Here is a 15,352-nt window from a genome sequence, read left to right as displayed (position 1 = left end):
TTTAGTGATTTTATGATTTTTGGGATTTGGAAAGCGATTTTGTGAAGCAAGCGGGGGAGAATTTGCCCAGCTATTTTTTGCCTCTTTGCTTTTTTGTAAAAAATGTCGCGAGTTGCACTTGCTAGATTTTGCTAAAAATCTAAGCAAAATCTATAAGACAGACTATAAAATCTAGCAGATTCTAGGCAATAGCTCGCCTTGTGGATATTCCATAAACCGCTTTGAACCCCATTTGTTTTTTAGCACCACGCGTGCTTTTGCATTTTTTGCTAGATTTTGATTTGGATTAGCCTTGTGCGTGTTACTCACTTCGGTTACTTCGCCGATGATAGAAGCATATCTGCCAAGTGGGTGGGAGCGCAAAATCTCACAGATTTTGCTAGCTTGACTTGGCTCTACACTTAGAGCGCACACTCCCTCGTTTGCTAGCATATATGCTTCAAGCCCGAGTATCTCACACACTCCGCGCACTTCCTTATCTATGTGTATGCACTCCTCATCTATCTCTATTTGCGCTTTTGAAGCGTTTGCCCATTCATTTAGCACGGCTGAAAGCCCACCTCTAGTAGCGTCTCTTAGCGCGTGTATCCCAAAGTCGCCACTAAAAAGCGGCTCTAGCATCTCATAGAGTTGAGCGCAATCGCTTTGTAGACTTGAGTGAAGTCCTATCCCCTCTCTGCTTGCAAATATACTCGCTCCGTGCGCTCCTATGGGTGCAGAGAGAATGATTTTATCCCCATTTTGCAATGCCTTGCTAGAAATGCCACTCTTTAGCACCTTGCCTATGCAAGTAGTGTTTATAAATAGCTTATCTATCGAGCCTTTGGGCAGGACTTTGGTATCTGCGCTTAGGATTTTTAAGCCTGTGCACTCCACCTCGCACGCAATACTTTTGATGATTTTTTCTAGCTCATCTTGCCCTAGCCCCTCCTCTATCATAAATCCAAGCGTGATAAATTCTGGCTTTGCCCCCATCATCGCCACATCATTACTACTTCCACAAATACTTAGCTTACCTATGTCGCCACCATTGAAAAATATCGGCGAAATCACAAAGCTATCCGTGCTTATGGCAAAATCTTTGGCACTATCTCCCGCACTAAACACACCCGCATCCTCCCCCTCACTTACAAAAAACCTCCCCAAATGTGGCAAAAATATCTCCCTTATCAGCTCATCGCTAGCTGCCCCACCACTACCTGCAGCAAGAGGGATAGTAGCGTGGGTGTATTGTGTGCGCTTTTTTTGCATAGATTCTCCTTAAAAAAGCCTTGTTTTAGATTTTGCTTTTATCGTTTTTAGAATCGCTAGATTTTACTAAAAACAAGCAAAAACAATGATTTATTTTTGGATTTATTTTTGGGTTATTTTGTTTGTTTCCCTATTTTATTTTTTTACTTTGTTTTTTGCTTGGCTTTTTTATTTGCTTTTTACTTTATCTCCCTATCTTGTTTCGCATTCAAAGATTTTGACTACTTCTAAAGATTTTGGCTTTTTACAAAACCCACAACGGATAAGAAATATCATTGCTTGTGCTAAAAATAACCAAAATATAAAAAACTCAATTTTTAGCAAAAATGCTTAAAAAATGGCTTGCAAACAAAAACAAGTAAAATTTAAAAATTTATGCGTTTTGTTTTGGACTTATTCACAAAAATATAGATTTATTCACAATGCCTTAAAAATCTATGGAATCTCGTAGCGCACGACTTTTCTAAGCCTATTTTTCCAATACTTATTTGAGATATTCACAATTTTTGCCCCACCTTTTGTCGATAAGTGCATAAAATCGCCGTTTTGGAGATAAATCCCTACGTGATAGCCGTGCGCACCCCTACCCGTGCGAAAAAACAACAAATCTGCAGGCTGAATATTTTTTGTGGGCGTGTGCCTGCCACCGATTTTTTCGCCCTGCGCCATTTGATTTAGCGTGATTCTAGGGAGTTTGAGTGAGAAACTCTCATCAAACACCACCATAACAAACCCACTACAATCCGCACCCTCGCGCTTTATCCCACCCGAACGATAGGGGGTTTTTTCCCAGCTTTTTTGCTGCTGATATAGTTTGGAGAGGATTTCATTTTCAGGTTCTGCTCCAAAAAGCGTGGAATCAGGCGAAGTCAAAATAGGAGCAAAATCCTCACTTTGAGAATCTAAGCTTTGCAAATCTAGATTTTGCGCACTTTGTGCTCCTTGCATACTTTGTTCGCTCTGTGTGCTTTGAGTAAAATCTTTGGCTTGTTGCGAGGTTTGTTTAGATTTTGTGCTAGATTTTGTAGTGCTTGAAGTGGCAAAAAGATTTTGCCTTGTTTGCTGATAGCCACTTATCCTTGCAGATTTGTTAAAATCCAAAAACGCACACCCACTTAGCAAGAGTGCACATACACTTATGCTACTTATGCCAATATATGTGCTTGCGCTAGCTCGCACTTGGGAGGCATAGACACGCACACCAAATAGCAATGCGCGCAAGCAAAAATTTCTCTTGTAAAAAATGCTATAAAATCTTTTATAAAATCTCATTTTTTTATCTTCTTATCTTAGCTTGATTTTGTGGCTAAATTTACTTTGAGTGATTTTGCGGCTGATTTTGGCTCATTTGAGATTTTTGCTCGACATTGTGTAGCCACACAAACGCCTCAACCACCGCACCATATAGCTCCACAGGGATACACTCATCAACCTCTACTTTTAGTAGCATATTTACTAGCTCCTCATTTGCAAAAAGTGGAATATCAAACTCCCTAGCCTTTTGGATAATCTTTTTTGCTATCTCGCCTTTGCCACTTGCTAGGACTTTTGGTGCGATGTCAGCTTTGTCATCATAAGCGAGGGCTGCGGCTTTGATTTGTGGCAAATTTTTTAGATTTTTAAGAAATTTTGGATTTTGAAGTTTTGTGGGTTTTTGCATTATCTGCCTTGCTTATCATCTAGTATCGCAATGCGATAGAATCTAGCTCGCTCCACGAGCAAGTATTTTTAGCTTGAGTGTTATCGCGAGTCTTTAGTATATGGACAATAGAGCGAACAATCATATCAGTTTCGATATTTACGCGCCTGCCGACCTGATAGGTGCAAAAAAGTGTGTTTTGCAAAGTGTGAGGGATAATGCTAAGCATAAAAATTGCTTCCTTATCATTGCCTTTATTTGCTTCATCTATACTTGCGATAGTTAGGCTTATGCCATCTACACATACCGAACCTTGAGGGATAATCATTTGGATTTTCTCTTTTGGGATAGCGATTGCAAAGCGCGTGGCATTCTCTAGTGGCGTGATAGATTTTATCACACCTACACTATCAATATGCCCTTGCACGAAATGCCCATCAAGCCTAGAATCAGCCCTCAAAGCAGGCTCGATATGCACAGCCCCTTGATAATTCTCAAGTGCTACTAGGCTTTGGGAATGCTTAGAAATCTCTAGCGAAAATCCATCATTATGCACTTCTATGACCGTTAGGCACATTCCATTTATAGCGATAGAATCGCCGATTTGGGCTTTGTGAGTGCATTGCACGCGCAAAATGTCGTTTTTAAAACTTTTTATATGTCCTATCTCTCGCACAAGTCCACTAAACATTGCTGGCAAAATCCTTTTTTTATTTTGATTTATATTATGAAGCACGATTTTTGCTAGAATTCTAACAAATTTTGGAGATTTTTTATTATTTAAAACACTAAAGGATAAAAATGCACTTTGTTGATACACATTGTCATTTGGACGATGAACGATATGAGGGGGATTTAGAAGTCGTGCTAAAGCGCACAAGGGATTTGGGAGTGGAGGAGATTCTTATCCCTGCGGCAAGTCCTCGCACTTTGGATAGAGCAAAAGAAATAAGCAATAGTGATAAAGGTGTGTATTTTGCTTGTGGTTTGCACCCTTGTGATATTGATGAGGAAGCACAATTTAGGGCAAGCCTTAGCCACCTTGTCGATAGCCCAAAATGCAAGGCTGTCGGGGAGTGCGGGCTGGATTATTATTATCTGCCAAAGGTTTCACAAGAGGATTGTGATAAAGAAAAAAAACACCAAGAAATAGAGGCGATAAAAAACGCGCAAAAAGCTCTCTTTGCCGAGCAAATAGAACTAGCTATAAGAAAAGATTTGCCCCTCATCGTGCATATCCGTGAAGCAAGCAATGACGCTTATGAGATTCTCTCCTCCTACAAACAAGCACGAGGGGTTTTGCACTGCTACAATGCTGATAGAATCTTGCTAGATTTAAGCGATAGATTTTACTATGGAATCGGTGGTGTGGCGACTTTTAAAAACGCTAGGCGTCTGCTTGAAGTCCTACCACTTATCCCCAAAAATCGCTTGCTACTAGAGACAGATGCACCATATCTCACGCCCCACCCTCATCGTGGAGAGCGCAATAGCCCTGAATATATACCGCTTATAGCTACGCGTGTTGGGGAGATTTTGGGGGTTGGTGTGGAGGAAATAGCGAGCATAACGACACAAAATGCACAAAATTTATTTAAATTTAACTAAAAAGAAACAAAAGTTTACTATAATGCTAGATTTATTTTTGGGCATTGTCGCGTGTTTTTTCGCATTGTGATTGTTACGATTGCAGTGTGTTTGCGAGAATGTTTGTGTATTTTCTTATGTTTTTGTGGCATTTTTTCGCAATGTTTGCAAATTTTGTATGAGGAGAAAATCGGTGGAAATTTCAAAACTTTTACTAAAAGGGATTTTTGCTAGTGTGGCAGGGGCAGTAAGTGTGAGTGTGCTAAATGCGAGCAGCACGCTTGATATGTCTAGCAATGCGCTAAGTAGCGGGGTGCTAGACTCTAGTCAAAATCTGCTGCTAGATTCTAGTGGCACTGATATGACTAGCTTCATAAACTTCGGTATCGACCCAAATAGTGGCACAAACTCCACTATCCAAAATGACGCACCAAATGACACAACTACAAGTCAAAGTGCGGAATCTAGCGCGTTAGATTCTGCTACAACCTCACAAAATCATAGCCAAAATCCAAACACGCAAGCCAACTCAAATCAACTAAATTCTACTCAAGCTACCACAGCTATCACTTCTCAACCCACTACTACCCAATCTGCTACTTCTATGGATAGCTCTAGTAGCTCTGCAGGCAGTGCCGCTCAAAGCGTAGCACCATTTAGCGCACAGCCCACCCAAGCCACGATTTCTGCGCGAGCTATGCAAAGTGAGCGGTTTTTGAGCACAAATGGTGGCTTCAATCCCGATAACAAAAGCATCTCTACGCTAAATTCATTTGGTGTGAGCGAGGAATTTTTGGCAAGCCTAAAGACAAATACGATTTTGCACTCCCAAAACGATGATAAAAGATGGGCTAGATTTGTCCAGCAGTTTGACTCAAGCTATGAGTTTATCCCTATTATCCGCTCTATGATAGCGCAAGGCGGAATCCCACAAGAGTTTTTATTTCTCGCGATGGCAGAGTCTGGCTTCTCATCAAAGGCGTATAGTCGCAAAAAAGCAAGTGGAATTTGGCAGTTTATGAGCTTTACAGCGCGAGATATGGGGCTTATCATCAATGACTATGTCGATGAAAGGCGCGACCCGATAAAAAGCACAAAAGCGGCTATACGCTACCTCCAATACCTCTACCAAGCCACAGGCGAATGGTATCTAGCCGCAATGGCGTATAACTGCGGGCTAGGACGGCTAAATAGAGCCATAGCAAAAGCTGGGACAAAGGACTTGAATGTATTGCTTGATGAGAAAGCAAAATACCTACCTGCCGAAACGCGCAACTATATCCGCACGATTTTGAGTATGTCTCTAGCTTTTGGCAATCTACAAAAAATGCGTGATGCCGATAGAGAATACCTGCTAAATCGCGGGGCTATGGATACTCTAGCCGAAGTGCAAGTAAAAGGCGGGACAATGCTAGAATCTATCGCAGCAGGTGCGGGTATGGATATAGATGACATAAAGAAATACAATCGCCACATAACCTATCACTTCCTACCCCCAAATCAACAAGAATATTCCGTGTATATTCCCTATGATAGACTTGCGTATTTTAAGCAAAACTTCGACCAAGACAATGCAAAAATTGCGGAGTTTATGTTTCATAGAGTCAAAAAAGGCGAAAATCTAGCAAGCATAGCAAAGCGATACGGCATAACAGTAGCCACACTCAAATCCACCAACAACCTAAGCGAAAAACCTAGAATAGTAGCTAATCAAAAGCTACTTGTCCCGCTTGCTTCTAGTGGCAAAATCGCGCAAAAATAAACAAAATCTATATGATAAGAATCTATGCGATTTAGAAAAACCAAGTATGCAAATTGCATAGATTCTCTTTTTTTCTTGCATTTCCTCTCTTTGTTTGCTTCTTTGTCTAAATCTTTTTCACGCAGGTTCTTTTATCACAGTTCTTTTTTATACAAACCTCTTTGCTACAAACTAACCACACGCAAACTGTCCAAACTAACCAAACTACCCAAAATCATTCATTATACAAACTTCATTGTTATTTTTGGATTTTTGGCTATATGCTTGACAGCTTGCGCAAATGAAAGCGTGTATCGAGGTGGATTAGGAGCGTTTAAAGACTACGAAGCCTTATCAAGCTATCGCTCTGTGGGCAAAGCACAGCATTTTGCAAACCAAGTATTTGAAAACGAGCGATTTGAAAAAGCATTTGGCAAAACCTTTTCAAATCGAGAAAAAAACACTAGCTTTGGAAAATCATTTGAGCAAAATTTCACTGCTAGCAACGCCCCTATTGACTCTTTTAGCGGTGGTGGGGCTTCGCTTATGTATGGTATGAGAGAGTCCCAAGCCATACAGAGAGCCACGATGAGACCATATCAAATCGCGGGCAAATGGTATTACCCCACGCAAGTCAAAATCGGCGAAACATTTGATGGCATAGCAAGCTGGTATGGACCAAACTTCCACGCCAAAAAAACCTCCAATGGCGAAACCTACAATATGCACGCTCACACCGCAGCAAGCAAAACACTCCCTATGAATACCATAGTCAAAGTGCTAAACAAAGAAAATGGCAAAACCACCATTGTGCGCATAAATGACAGAGGACCATTTGTAGATGGGCGCATCATTGATTTGTCAAATGTCGCAGCAAAAGATATAGATATGGTTACAAAAGGCACGGCAAAAGTGCGGCTAGAAGTGATAGGGTTTGGTGGCAAAGTGGATAAAAACTACCAAAACTCCCTCAATGTATCCAATGAAGCTATCCAAGATGAATTTGAAGTGGGCGAGACAAAAGAAGCTGTTGCGGGAGGGGTTTTCTCACTGCAAGTTGGCGTGTTTAAACTAAAAGATGGTGCGCAAGCCACAAAGAAAAAGTTTGATGACATTGCAAAAGAATATAATGTATTTATAAAAGAGGATAATGGCTTATATCGCGTGTTTGTGCAAGGATTTAGTAGCGAAGCTGAAGCACAAGATTTTGCCAAATCAAATGGCTTGACTCCTATCATCGTGCGCGAATAAAAAGGCTTATATTTTTCTATAAACCAAATTCTCTGCTAAACAAAACTGCATTATATGTTTTTGATTTTATAAAATATGTGGCACAACTATCTTTGCCCGCTGCTTCTATCCTCTCATTTGCGCTACTTTGCACCACTTTGTAAATGCCACCTAAGGTGTAAAAACTCTCAATTCTATTCATTTCTAATTCATTGCCACTAGCTCATTGCCTGCCCACACGCAAACAACACCATTGCTAAAATCCCATCCAAATTCCACTAAATAAAATCTTAAAAAACGCGCAATGAAAATATGAAAATAAAATCTTGTAGTTATTTTTTCGTTTTTTTTTTTTTTTGTAGGATTACCCTTGTTTTTACCCGCACTTTTTGCACAAATTTGCGCAAAAACTTGCGCAAATAAGGTGTTTGTAAAGGTATTTTGATTTCGCATATAAAGGGGATTTTATGTTTAAAAGTGTCGCTTCTAAAATTATAGGCATTAGCATTGGCATTTTTGTCATAGTGCTTGGGATTTCTACCTTTGTAAACTACAAGCAAACTTCGGCAGAAACGATTGAAGTTTATGAGGGATTGCAAAAACTAGCCCTAAACTCGGCATTCTTAACAGTGGATATTACGATGAATGCCTCCGCTACAAATCAGCTAAATGGACTAGCAAAGCGAATCTCTCTAGTAGATAGAGAGGATTATTTACTGCAACGCAGGGTGCTACTAAATCTCGCTCGTGTAGTTGCCTCTCCGCTTGTATTTGTCGTGTATGAAAATGACGGCAAGTTAATTTCCGTAACCGCCAAAACTACCGAATCCGAGCTAAAAAACGGAGATGATGGCAATAGCTTTGACTTTCGCCAAAGAGAGTGGTATCAGCTAGCAAAATCTACCAAAAAATTTATAGTCTCTGACCCTTACATTAGCAAAGCCTCTGGTTATGAAAACATAGTAGTCGCCACCACCGCTATGCCAATATTTAAAAATGATAAATTCATAGGTGTGATTGGTGCAAATGTGATTCCCTCCACATTCCAAGAGCGGTTTGATAGAATGCACCTTAGAGAATTGCCTAGCCTTGAAGTTTTGCTAGTGGATTCCAAAGGCAGTGTATTTGTGCATAAGGATTTGACTAAAGAAAATCAAGCCGAGTTTAACGAGCTAGGAGCACAGATTTTAGCACAAAGCAAAGCAAACCCGCAAGGCAGATTTGAAACGACATTTGGTGGCAATAAAAAAGTGGTGTTTTATCATCAAATGCCTTCAGGATGGGTAATCGCCACAGAAGCGAATGAATCAGACTTCACAGAGGTGATTCATCAGAGTTTTTTGACTTCTATGGGGTTAGCTATCTTATTGCTTGTGCTAGGTGGAGTGGCACTGCTAGCTTGCATTCATTATTTGTTTAAACCGCTAAGCATTATGCAAAATGGACTAAATGCTTTTTTTGCGTATCTAAATCATAAGACAAACACTCCGCCAAATCCTATCCCGCTAAAGGGCAATGATGAGTTTAGCACCATTAGCAAAGCTATCAATGAAAATATCGAGCGCACAAAGAAAAACCTAATCCAAGATGAGGAAGCCATACTACAATCCGCCGACACGGCAAAACAAATCGAATGGGGCAATCTAACAGCTAGAATCACCCAAAGCCCAGCGAATCCTCAACTAATAGAGCTAAAAAATGTGCTAAATAAAATGCTAGATTCGCTCCAAGATAAAATCGGTAGCGATACCAATGAAATCGCTAGGGTTTTTAGCGCGTATACGAGCCTAGACTTTACCACCGAAGTGGCAAATGCAAAGGGCAAGGTAGAAGTCGTTACAAACACTTTGGGACAAGTCATAAAAGAAATGCTAAGTTCTAGTTCACACTTTGCAAAAGATTTGGCACAGCACTGCAAAGACTTAGAGCAATCAATGCAAAAACTTACACAATGCTCTCAAACTCAAGCTAGTGCGATAGAGCAATCAAGCGCAGCAGTGGAGCAAATAAACGCTTCTATGCAGCAAGTAAATGAGCGCACACAGGAATGCTCTAAGCAAGCAGAAGATATTTGCAATATCGTAAATGTCATCAAAGACATTGCCGAGCAGACAAACTTGCTTGCACTAAATGCCGCTATCGAAGCGGCACGCGCGGGCGAGCACGGCAGGGGATTTGCCGTAGTGGCTGATGAAGTGAGGAAGCTAGCAGAGCGCACTACACATTCGCTTAGCGAAATCGAAGCAAATGTAAATATCCTCGTGCAATCTGTGAGTGAAATGAGCGAATCTATGAGAGAGCAAACTATCGGTTTAGAGCAAATCAATGAGGCAATAGGAGAGCTAAACACGGTAACGCAAGAAAATATGTCCGTAGCAAACGCGACAGATGACATAACAAAGCGCGTAAATAGCGTAGCAAAAGAAATCCTAGCAGATGTGGATAAAAAGAAATTCTAAATGGATTTTAATGAAAATATTACGCTAGGGAATTTCGGGACTTTGTTATGGTGTTTTGCAGTTAGACTTTGTAAAGTGGATTTTGCAAAAGGATTTTGTAAAGGGGATTTTGCAAAAATGTGAAGCATAGATGCGCACAAATCCCCCCCTCACTATGCTAGTAAAATCTATTGCAAATTCCCTGCTTTGCTTGAGGGAGCAAAGATTTTTTCTAGCTGCGCTTCATTTAGCTCAAGTCCAAACATTTCTTTATAATATTGCTTTGCATATTGCTTGTAGTCCTCTTTTATCACGCCTTTTGTTGCATTGCCACTAGATTTTACAAACTCTTCATTATGCACCCTTAGCCACGCCAACAGCACGGGTAAATCCACGCTTGGAGCAAATGGACGATAGCTCCCTAGTGGCAATTTATACACGCGCTTATTTTTTACCGCTGCGATTCCTTGCCACCGCTTAGAGCGCAAAATCTGCTCTGGCAAAAGCGGAGTAAAATTGTTTATATAAATAATATCCGGATTTAGCTTGTAGATTTCCTCTAAGGAAGTATTTGCATTGGATTCTAGCATAGCTACCCCACCACTAGACTTAAGCAAATACTTGCTAAAAATCCCTGCGATAGTGAGCTTCTCATCGCTTGCATAGGTGTGGATAAAAATCGCTTTTGGCAAAATCTCATTATTTTGTTTTGCTAGATTTTCTTGCTTAAGCACTTCTTGTAAGATTTGCTGTGCTTTTTGCTCCCTATCTAGCAGGGGCGCGATAAGCCTAAACCACCCTTGCAAAGTTCTATAAGAATCATATTTCCACGCACTCACGCTTATAGCGATAGTAGGCACGCCACTTTGGCGCATAGACGCACACACGGATTTGTTTGCACTATGGCAGATAAACACATCAGGTTTGTAGCTTAGTAGCTCCTCGATATTTTCGCTATTGCCTGCGGGGATTTGGGAAATGTGAGGGAAAATCTCTACCATAAACGAATGCAGCAAGGCGTTTTTTGATGCTTGTGGCATATATATGATTTTGCTAGCACTATTTGAAAGCATCATTATCACTGAAGGCATAGGCCACAGCCCAGAGATAGCTATGCGCTGTGGCTCTTTGTGGATTATCACTTTTTGCCCCTCATCATCGACTAGCTGCAGTGGAAATGTGGCACTATAAAGCACGCTAGCAAGCGTGAGTGCGAGAAATATTAGCTTTTTCATTTTGCCTCCTTATGCTCTAGTTTGTGTCCCAACTTGTGCTTTAGAATGTCGTTTTCTATCCATTCCATAAAGTTATCAAAAAACGGCTCTGTCTTTGGCATAAAGCCCTGCCCTAGATGAAAATCTGGGTCAAGCGAGGTTACATATAGCCCACCTTTGAAACTTATGTCTTTGTAGATGATTGCCTCTCCTAGCTCATTTTGCAAAATATTTATACAATCTTTTGGTGGATAAAACGCGCCGTGATAGTGCCATTTGGCAGTGAAAAGCGACATTTTTTCAAAAAGACTTTTGCCACTCTCGCACACTACAAATGGCATATCCGCACCCTCACTAAGCCACCACCAAAAATTCACGCCGTATTCTTTCCACGCGATATTTGGCAAATAATCCTGCGTAATCTCGCCAAAACTCACAATACTCCCACCATTTTTTAGAAAGTCCAAAAACTTATCCTTGCAAGGCAACAAAAATCGCGGATTTGCCCTAGAAGCGATGACGATATAATCAAACTCGCTAAAATCCGTATCTTTGGCTTGCTTATGGTAGATTCGCTTATCAAAAAAGTGTGCGTATTTTGCATCTTTGTTGTAGAAAAAATTGCGCTCATAGCTTGCACCACCTGTGATGATAGCGTTTTTTAGCTTTGGGTTTTTGCGCAGTGGATTTTGTGGGGTTTGGCTAGCAATTATGTCGCAATCAAAGTGAAAAAGTCCGCTTTGATTCTCCTCACTTATGAGATTTTGGGCTAGGCGACTTGCAAGGCAAATCTTGTTAGATTCTCTTTGCTTTAGCTCTTGAGCAAGCCATTTAAAAAGATTTAGCCCAAGTCGTCTTGCACTATTGTTTTCAAACACGCCAAATGTCAGCAAATCCGCTCCTGCGGTGCTTACTATCACGCCACGAGTAGAGATTCTATCTATGTAGCCCACTACTTTACCCTCACTATCGCGCAAAAACACTTCACAATCTTTTTCATCTATCTCAAAATACCCGCGATTAAAAAAGCCTTTGACACCTCGCCGATAGTTTATGTCGTATTCGCGTATGCCATTTGTGAGGCTATGTCCCACTAGCTTTATTTCTCTATCTCGTATTTCCACAGGGCTTTTTATGTAGCCTGAATTGTTTGGGAGGATTTTTGTGTAGTTATGGCAAAAACTTATCACAATCCCTCCATTGTCCAAAAACTCATATAGCTTCTCTCTATGCTTCCATAGTGCCACCTCATCGATACTCATTCCTAGCACCATAGCACAGTATTTACTCAAGTCCAGACCACCAAAATCGCTGTATAAGTCCACAAATTCCAGCGCGTTTTTATACAAAAAATGCTCATAGATTCCGTCTTTTTCGTAACCATAAGAATCGATATAAGCTACCTTGCCATAGCGCGTAATCTCACTATGGCTATATGCCTCATTAAGCCTTGTTGCTAGATTTTGGCTTATGCTCTCTTCACTCGCTATACAGCAGTTTTGCACACTCATTGTTTCTCCTTTTTGTGATTTTGTGCTTTTTGGCTAGGATTTAGCCAAAAATAAAAAGTGCTTGAGAATTACACAAAAAATAACGCATTTTTCTCAAAATATGCAGCATTTTAAGTCTTAAAAATACGCATAAAATAAGAATGAATGATATTTTTGTGTAATCTCGTTACAACACTACCAAAATTTTGATAAAAATTTGCAAAATTAAGTTGTTTTTTTTTTTTTTTTTGATTATGATTGCGCTGATTGGTAACAATTTTCACTATCCTTGCTACCAAAATCATCAAAATTCTTTAGGAGCTAAAAATGAAGCCTTTATCCCTTTCAACGATTTCAAGCGTCATAAGTGCGAGTGCCATAAGTGCAAGTATCATAAGTGTGAATCTAGCAAATGCAGAACCTGCTTTGTCAAATGAGGCAGATACAAGCCAAAGCACCACCACTACAATCACCACAAGCGAGCCAAGCGCAACACCAAGCGTAACAAAACTAGATTCTAGCGAATCTAGCAACCCTAGTGAATTTGGCAAATCTAGCGATTCTAGCCAAAATCTAGAGCACATAGCTGATACCACTCCAAGCTATCAAGGCGAAATATCTGAAACAAAGCAACTAGAAAAAGTATCTGTAACCGCCCAAGTAAGCCAAAGCGAGCTGCCAATAGAACTACAAAGCAAGCAGATTTCTATCGTCTCAAAGGACTCCCTGCTAGAGAAAATCTCACTAGGTGGCGCACAAGCTGCGCTAGAGAGTGTGCCTAGCGTGCTTTACTCACGAAGCGGTGGAGTAAATGGACAAATCACAATGCGCGGGCAAAACTCCACTTCGCAACGGTCTGTGGTGATGATAGATGGCGTGCGATTTGCAGGGCGAAGCCTACTAGAATTTAATGTGCTTGATGCAAGTCAATTTGAGTCTATCGAAGTGATTCGCGGTGCGGCTAGCGCACTATGGGGAAGTGATGCGATGAATGGCGTGATAAACTTCCGCTCCAGAAGAAGCAACTACAATCTTGGTGGAGAATCTTTCAAAGCCACAGCTAGACTTCGCTTGCTAGAATACCAAAGTGTAAATAACGGCGTAGCTGGGAGGGCGGAGATTTTGGGTGGTGGAGGTGGATGGGACTTGCTAGTGGGGGTAAGTGCTAGAAATGGCGGGGATTATCTAACTCCTATCCAAAAAGATGGCAAGTTTTTGAAGGCAAAAAATTCTTACTACACCACTTACAATGCGGATTTTAATCTCGGCTACACGACAAAAAGCAACACTCGCTACTACGCGCAAGGACGCTACTCACACATAGAGACTTCACGCGCAGGAGGGCTAGCAGCAGCACCGGGTGCGGACTATGGAGTGTATTTTAGAGAAAATCCTATGTCGGAGTATTACCTAAGGCTTGGGGTAAGCACCAAACATCTAAAATACGCGGATTCTATGGATGCTTATGTGTATTATCGCTATTGGGATACAGACCTTTGGAATGATAGACGCACGCTAATGAACGGTAGCAATGGCAACACAGCAACAGATCTCTTTATCCACCAAGAAGTATATGCCAATCAATATCTAGGAGGTAGAATCTCATTTGACACACGATACAAAAACAACTACTTTAGCTATGGCGCAGAGATTTTAAGTAGCATAAATCTAACTCCTTATAGACAAAACTTTTTGACAAGCTCACAAGGTGAATGCAAAGCCTCTAGCTGCACTACTATCCGCCCAAATACAAACACGGATTTCGCACTATTTGTCAAAGATGATTGGAAAGTATTTGATAATTGGATTTTATCAGGTGCGATTAGGGGGGATTATGTGCTAACGACTATTTCTAAAAAGCGCAGTGATATAGAAAACAAACAAGTTACTGTCAGCACAAATGGCGCGAAAGAAAGTGCACAAGTGCTAGATGCAAATCCGCTCATTCACACAGGTGCGCTCACAGGCTCGATAGGAAGTGTGTGGTTTATCACAGACTACATTAGCAATGTCATCAATATCTCTCACAATTTCCAAGACCCGGGGGCATCTTCGAGGCTTAGCTCTACGCCATCAGCTTCTACCACGCCTACGATTGCCAATCCAAAAATAAAGCCCGAATACTCACAAACCGCAGAATTTGGATTTCGATTTACTAGCGAAAATCACTTCGCTTCAATCATAGGATTTTATACAAACTATCAAGATATGGTTTTGGGAATCTTGTTTCAAGACGGGCGCAATCGCTATGAAAATATCGGGCGAGCGTTTATCGCTGGGGCGGAGCTAGAGGGTAGGCATAGCTTTGCTAGCTCTAAAGTATTGCTAACTTACACATTAAGCTACAACTACGGAGAGGACTTGACACAAAAAAAGCTTATCGCTTATCTAGCCCCACTTTATGGAAATCTAAGTGTGAAGTTTGACTTTGAGAAAGTGTATTTCGTGCTAGCTGAGAGGTTTTATGGTGGCAAAAATCGCGTGGCTGGCGCGACAGAATACAAGACAAAATCTTATGCAATGACAGATATTTACGCAGGGCTAAAGCTAGGGGCTTTCAAATCCTATATGAAAGATATGGAGCTAATCTTTGGTGTGTCAAATCTCTTTAACACCATAGGGCGAAATCCCGTAACGGTAGGAGCTGTAAACGCACTCTATCCACTTAGCGTAACAAACCCTCTAGTAGAACCTGCACGAAACTTCACACTAAAATATGTGTGGAAATACTAGCTCATCGCTTGCAACTGTGGCAATAACTA

12 protein-coding genes are annotated in these 15,352 nt (G+C 40.9%); 5 read left to right on the top strand and 7 right to left on the bottom strand.

The genetic code is table 11. The features are described 5' to 3' along the window. Positions 1-171: 171 nt before the first annotated feature. The 4 genes from hypE to ribE form a co-directional block, all read right to left on the bottom strand. Positions 172-1,251, bottom strand: a complete 1,080-nt coding sequence (gene hypE, locus HMPREF2086_RS03890; RefSeq protein ID WP_023927463.1) for a hydrogenase expression/formation protein HypE — start codon at positions 1,249-1,251, stop codon at positions 172-174. Between the two features lie 435 nt (positions 1,252-1,686). Next, positions 1,687-2,523: a C40 family peptidase gene (locus HMPREF2086_RS10710; protein ID WP_023927462.1), complete on the bottom strand. Its 837-nt coding sequence runs from the start codon at positions 2,521-2,523 to the stop codon at positions 1,687-1,689. A 40-nt stretch (positions 2,524-2,563) separates the two neighbouring features. After that, positions 2,564-2,911, bottom strand: coding sequence for an EscU/YscU/HrcU family type III secretion system export apparatus switch protein (locus HMPREF2086_RS03875; RefSeq protein WP_023927461.1), 348 nt, complete (start codon positions 2,909-2,911; stop codon positions 2,564-2,566). A 19-nt stretch (positions 2,912-2,930) separates the two neighbouring features. Next, positions 2,931-3,581 (bottom strand): riboflavin synthase, encoded by a 651-nt coding sequence (gene ribE / locus HMPREF2086_RS03870; RefSeq protein WP_023927460.1) that lies wholly within the window; start codon positions 3,579-3,581, stop codon positions 2,931-2,933. 110 nt (positions 3,582-3,691) lie between these two features. On the opposite strand from ribE, the gene HMPREF2086_RS03865 reads away from it, so the two are divergent. From HMPREF2086_RS03865 to HMPREF2086_RS03855, 3 genes are all read left to right on the top strand, one after another. Beyond that, on the top strand, positions 3,692-4,498 hold the full coding sequence (locus HMPREF2086_RS03865; RefSeq protein ID WP_023927459.1) for a TatD family hydrolase: 807 nt from the start codon (positions 3,692-3,694) through the stop codon (positions 4,496-4,498). Positions 4,499-4,670: 172 nt separating this feature from the next. Then, positions 4,671-6,239 carry a transglycosylase SLT domain-containing protein gene (locus HMPREF2086_RS03860; protein WP_023927458.1) on the top strand — a complete coding sequence of 523 codons (1,569 nt, stop codon included), beginning with the start codon at positions 4,671-4,673 and terminating at the stop codon, positions 6,237-6,239. Positions 6,240-6,263: 24 nt separating this feature from the next. After that, positions 6,264-7,469, top strand: coding sequence for a septal ring lytic transglycosylase RlpA family protein (locus tag HMPREF2086_RS03855; RefSeq protein ID WP_023927457.1), 1,206 nt, complete (start codon positions 6,264-6,266; stop codon positions 7,467-7,469). A gap of 16 nt (positions 7,470-7,485) precedes the next feature. Here the strand turns inward: HMPREF2086_RS03855 and HMPREF2086_RS11470 are convergent, their stop codons facing one another. Then, on the bottom strand, positions 7,486-7,650 hold the full coding sequence (locus tag HMPREF2086_RS11470; protein WP_156921312.1) for a hypothetical protein: 165 nt from the start codon (positions 7,648-7,650) through the stop codon (positions 7,486-7,488). 265 nt (positions 7,651-7,915) lie between these two features. Here HMPREF2086_RS11470 and HMPREF2086_RS03845 point away from each other — a divergent pair, with 265 nt between their 5' ends. Further along, entirely contained in the window at positions 7,916-9,907 is a 1,992-nt protein-coding gene (locus HMPREF2086_RS03845; RefSeq protein WP_023927456.1) for a methyl-accepting chemotaxis protein, read from the top strand. A 167-nt stretch (positions 9,908-10,074) separates the two neighbouring features. Here the strand turns inward: HMPREF2086_RS03845 and HMPREF2086_RS03840 are convergent, their stop codons facing one another. Then, positions 10,075-11,121: an ABC transporter substrate-binding protein gene (locus HMPREF2086_RS03840; protein ID WP_023927455.1), complete on the bottom strand. Its 1,047-nt coding sequence runs from the start codon at positions 11,119-11,121 to the stop codon at positions 10,075-10,077. Next, the gene (locus HMPREF2086_RS03835; RefSeq protein WP_023927454.1) at positions 11,118-12,611 is read right to left on the bottom strand and encodes a hypothetical protein; all 1,494 of its coding nucleotides are present in this window, start codon (positions 12,609-12,611) and stop codon (positions 11,118-11,120) included. The genes HMPREF2086_RS03840 and HMPREF2086_RS03835 overlap by 4 nt, the downstream gene beginning before the upstream one ends. A 306-nt stretch (positions 12,612-12,917) precedes the next feature. Between HMPREF2086_RS03835 and HMPREF2086_RS03830 the strand changes: the two genes are divergently transcribed. Continuing rightward, positions 12,918-15,323: a TonB-dependent receptor plug domain-containing protein gene (locus HMPREF2086_RS03830; protein ID WP_023927453.1), complete on the top strand. Its 2,406-nt coding sequence runs from the start codon at positions 12,918-12,920 to the stop codon at positions 15,321-15,323. Positions 15,324-15,352: the final 29 nt, after the last annotated feature.

Source organism: Helicobacter macacae MIT 99-5501 (genome assembly GCF_000507845.1).
Lineage (GTDB): Bacteria > Campylobacterota > Campylobacteria > Campylobacterales > Helicobacteraceae > Helicobacter_B > Helicobacter_B macacae.
Note: the sequence above shows the minus strand (reverse complement) of the source record. Positions and strands in the feature narration are given on the sequence as shown.

Bases quoted from the DNA above. Each gene is read 5' to 3' on its own strand.
- hypE (WP_023927463.1), bottom strand. From the start codon at position 1,251: ATGCAAAAAAAGCGCACACAATACACCCACGCTACTATCCCTCTTGCT.
- HMPREF2086_RS10710 (WP_023927462.1), bottom strand. From the start codon at position 2,523: ATGAGATTTTATAAAAGATTTTATAGCATTTTTTACAAGAGAAATTTT.
- HMPREF2086_RS03875 (WP_023927461.1), bottom strand. From the start codon at position 2,911: ATGCAAAAACCCACAAAACTTCAAAATCCAAAATTTCTTAAAAATCTA.
- ribE (WP_023927460.1), bottom strand. From the start codon at position 3,581: ATGTTTAGTGGACTTGTGCGAGAGATAGGACATATAAAAAGTTTTAAA.
- HMPREF2086_RS03865 (WP_023927459.1), top strand. From the start codon at position 3,692: ATGCACTTTGTTGATACACATTGTCATTTGGACGATGAACGATATGAG.
- HMPREF2086_RS03855 (WP_023927457.1), top strand. From the start codon at position 6,264: ATGCGATTTAGAAAAACCAAGTATGCAAATTGCATAGATTCTCTTTTT.
- HMPREF2086_RS11470 (WP_156921312.1), bottom strand. From the start codon at position 7,650: ATGAATAGAATTGAGAGTTTTTACACCTTAGGTGGCATTTACAAAGTG.
- HMPREF2086_RS03845 (WP_023927456.1), top strand. From the start codon at position 7,916: ATGTTTAAAAGTGTCGCTTCTAAAATTATAGGCATTAGCATTGGCATT.
- HMPREF2086_RS03840 (WP_023927455.1), bottom strand. From the start codon at position 11,121: ATGAAAAAGCTAATATTTCTCGCACTCACGCTTGCTAGCGTGCTTTAT.
- HMPREF2086_RS03835 (WP_023927454.1), bottom strand. From the start codon at position 12,611: ATGAGTGTGCAAAACTGCTGTATAGCGAGTGAAGAGAGCATAAGCCAA.
- HMPREF2086_RS03830 (WP_023927453.1), top strand. From the start codon at position 12,918: ATGAAGCCTTTATCCCTTTCAACGATTTCAAGCGTCATAAGTGCGAGT.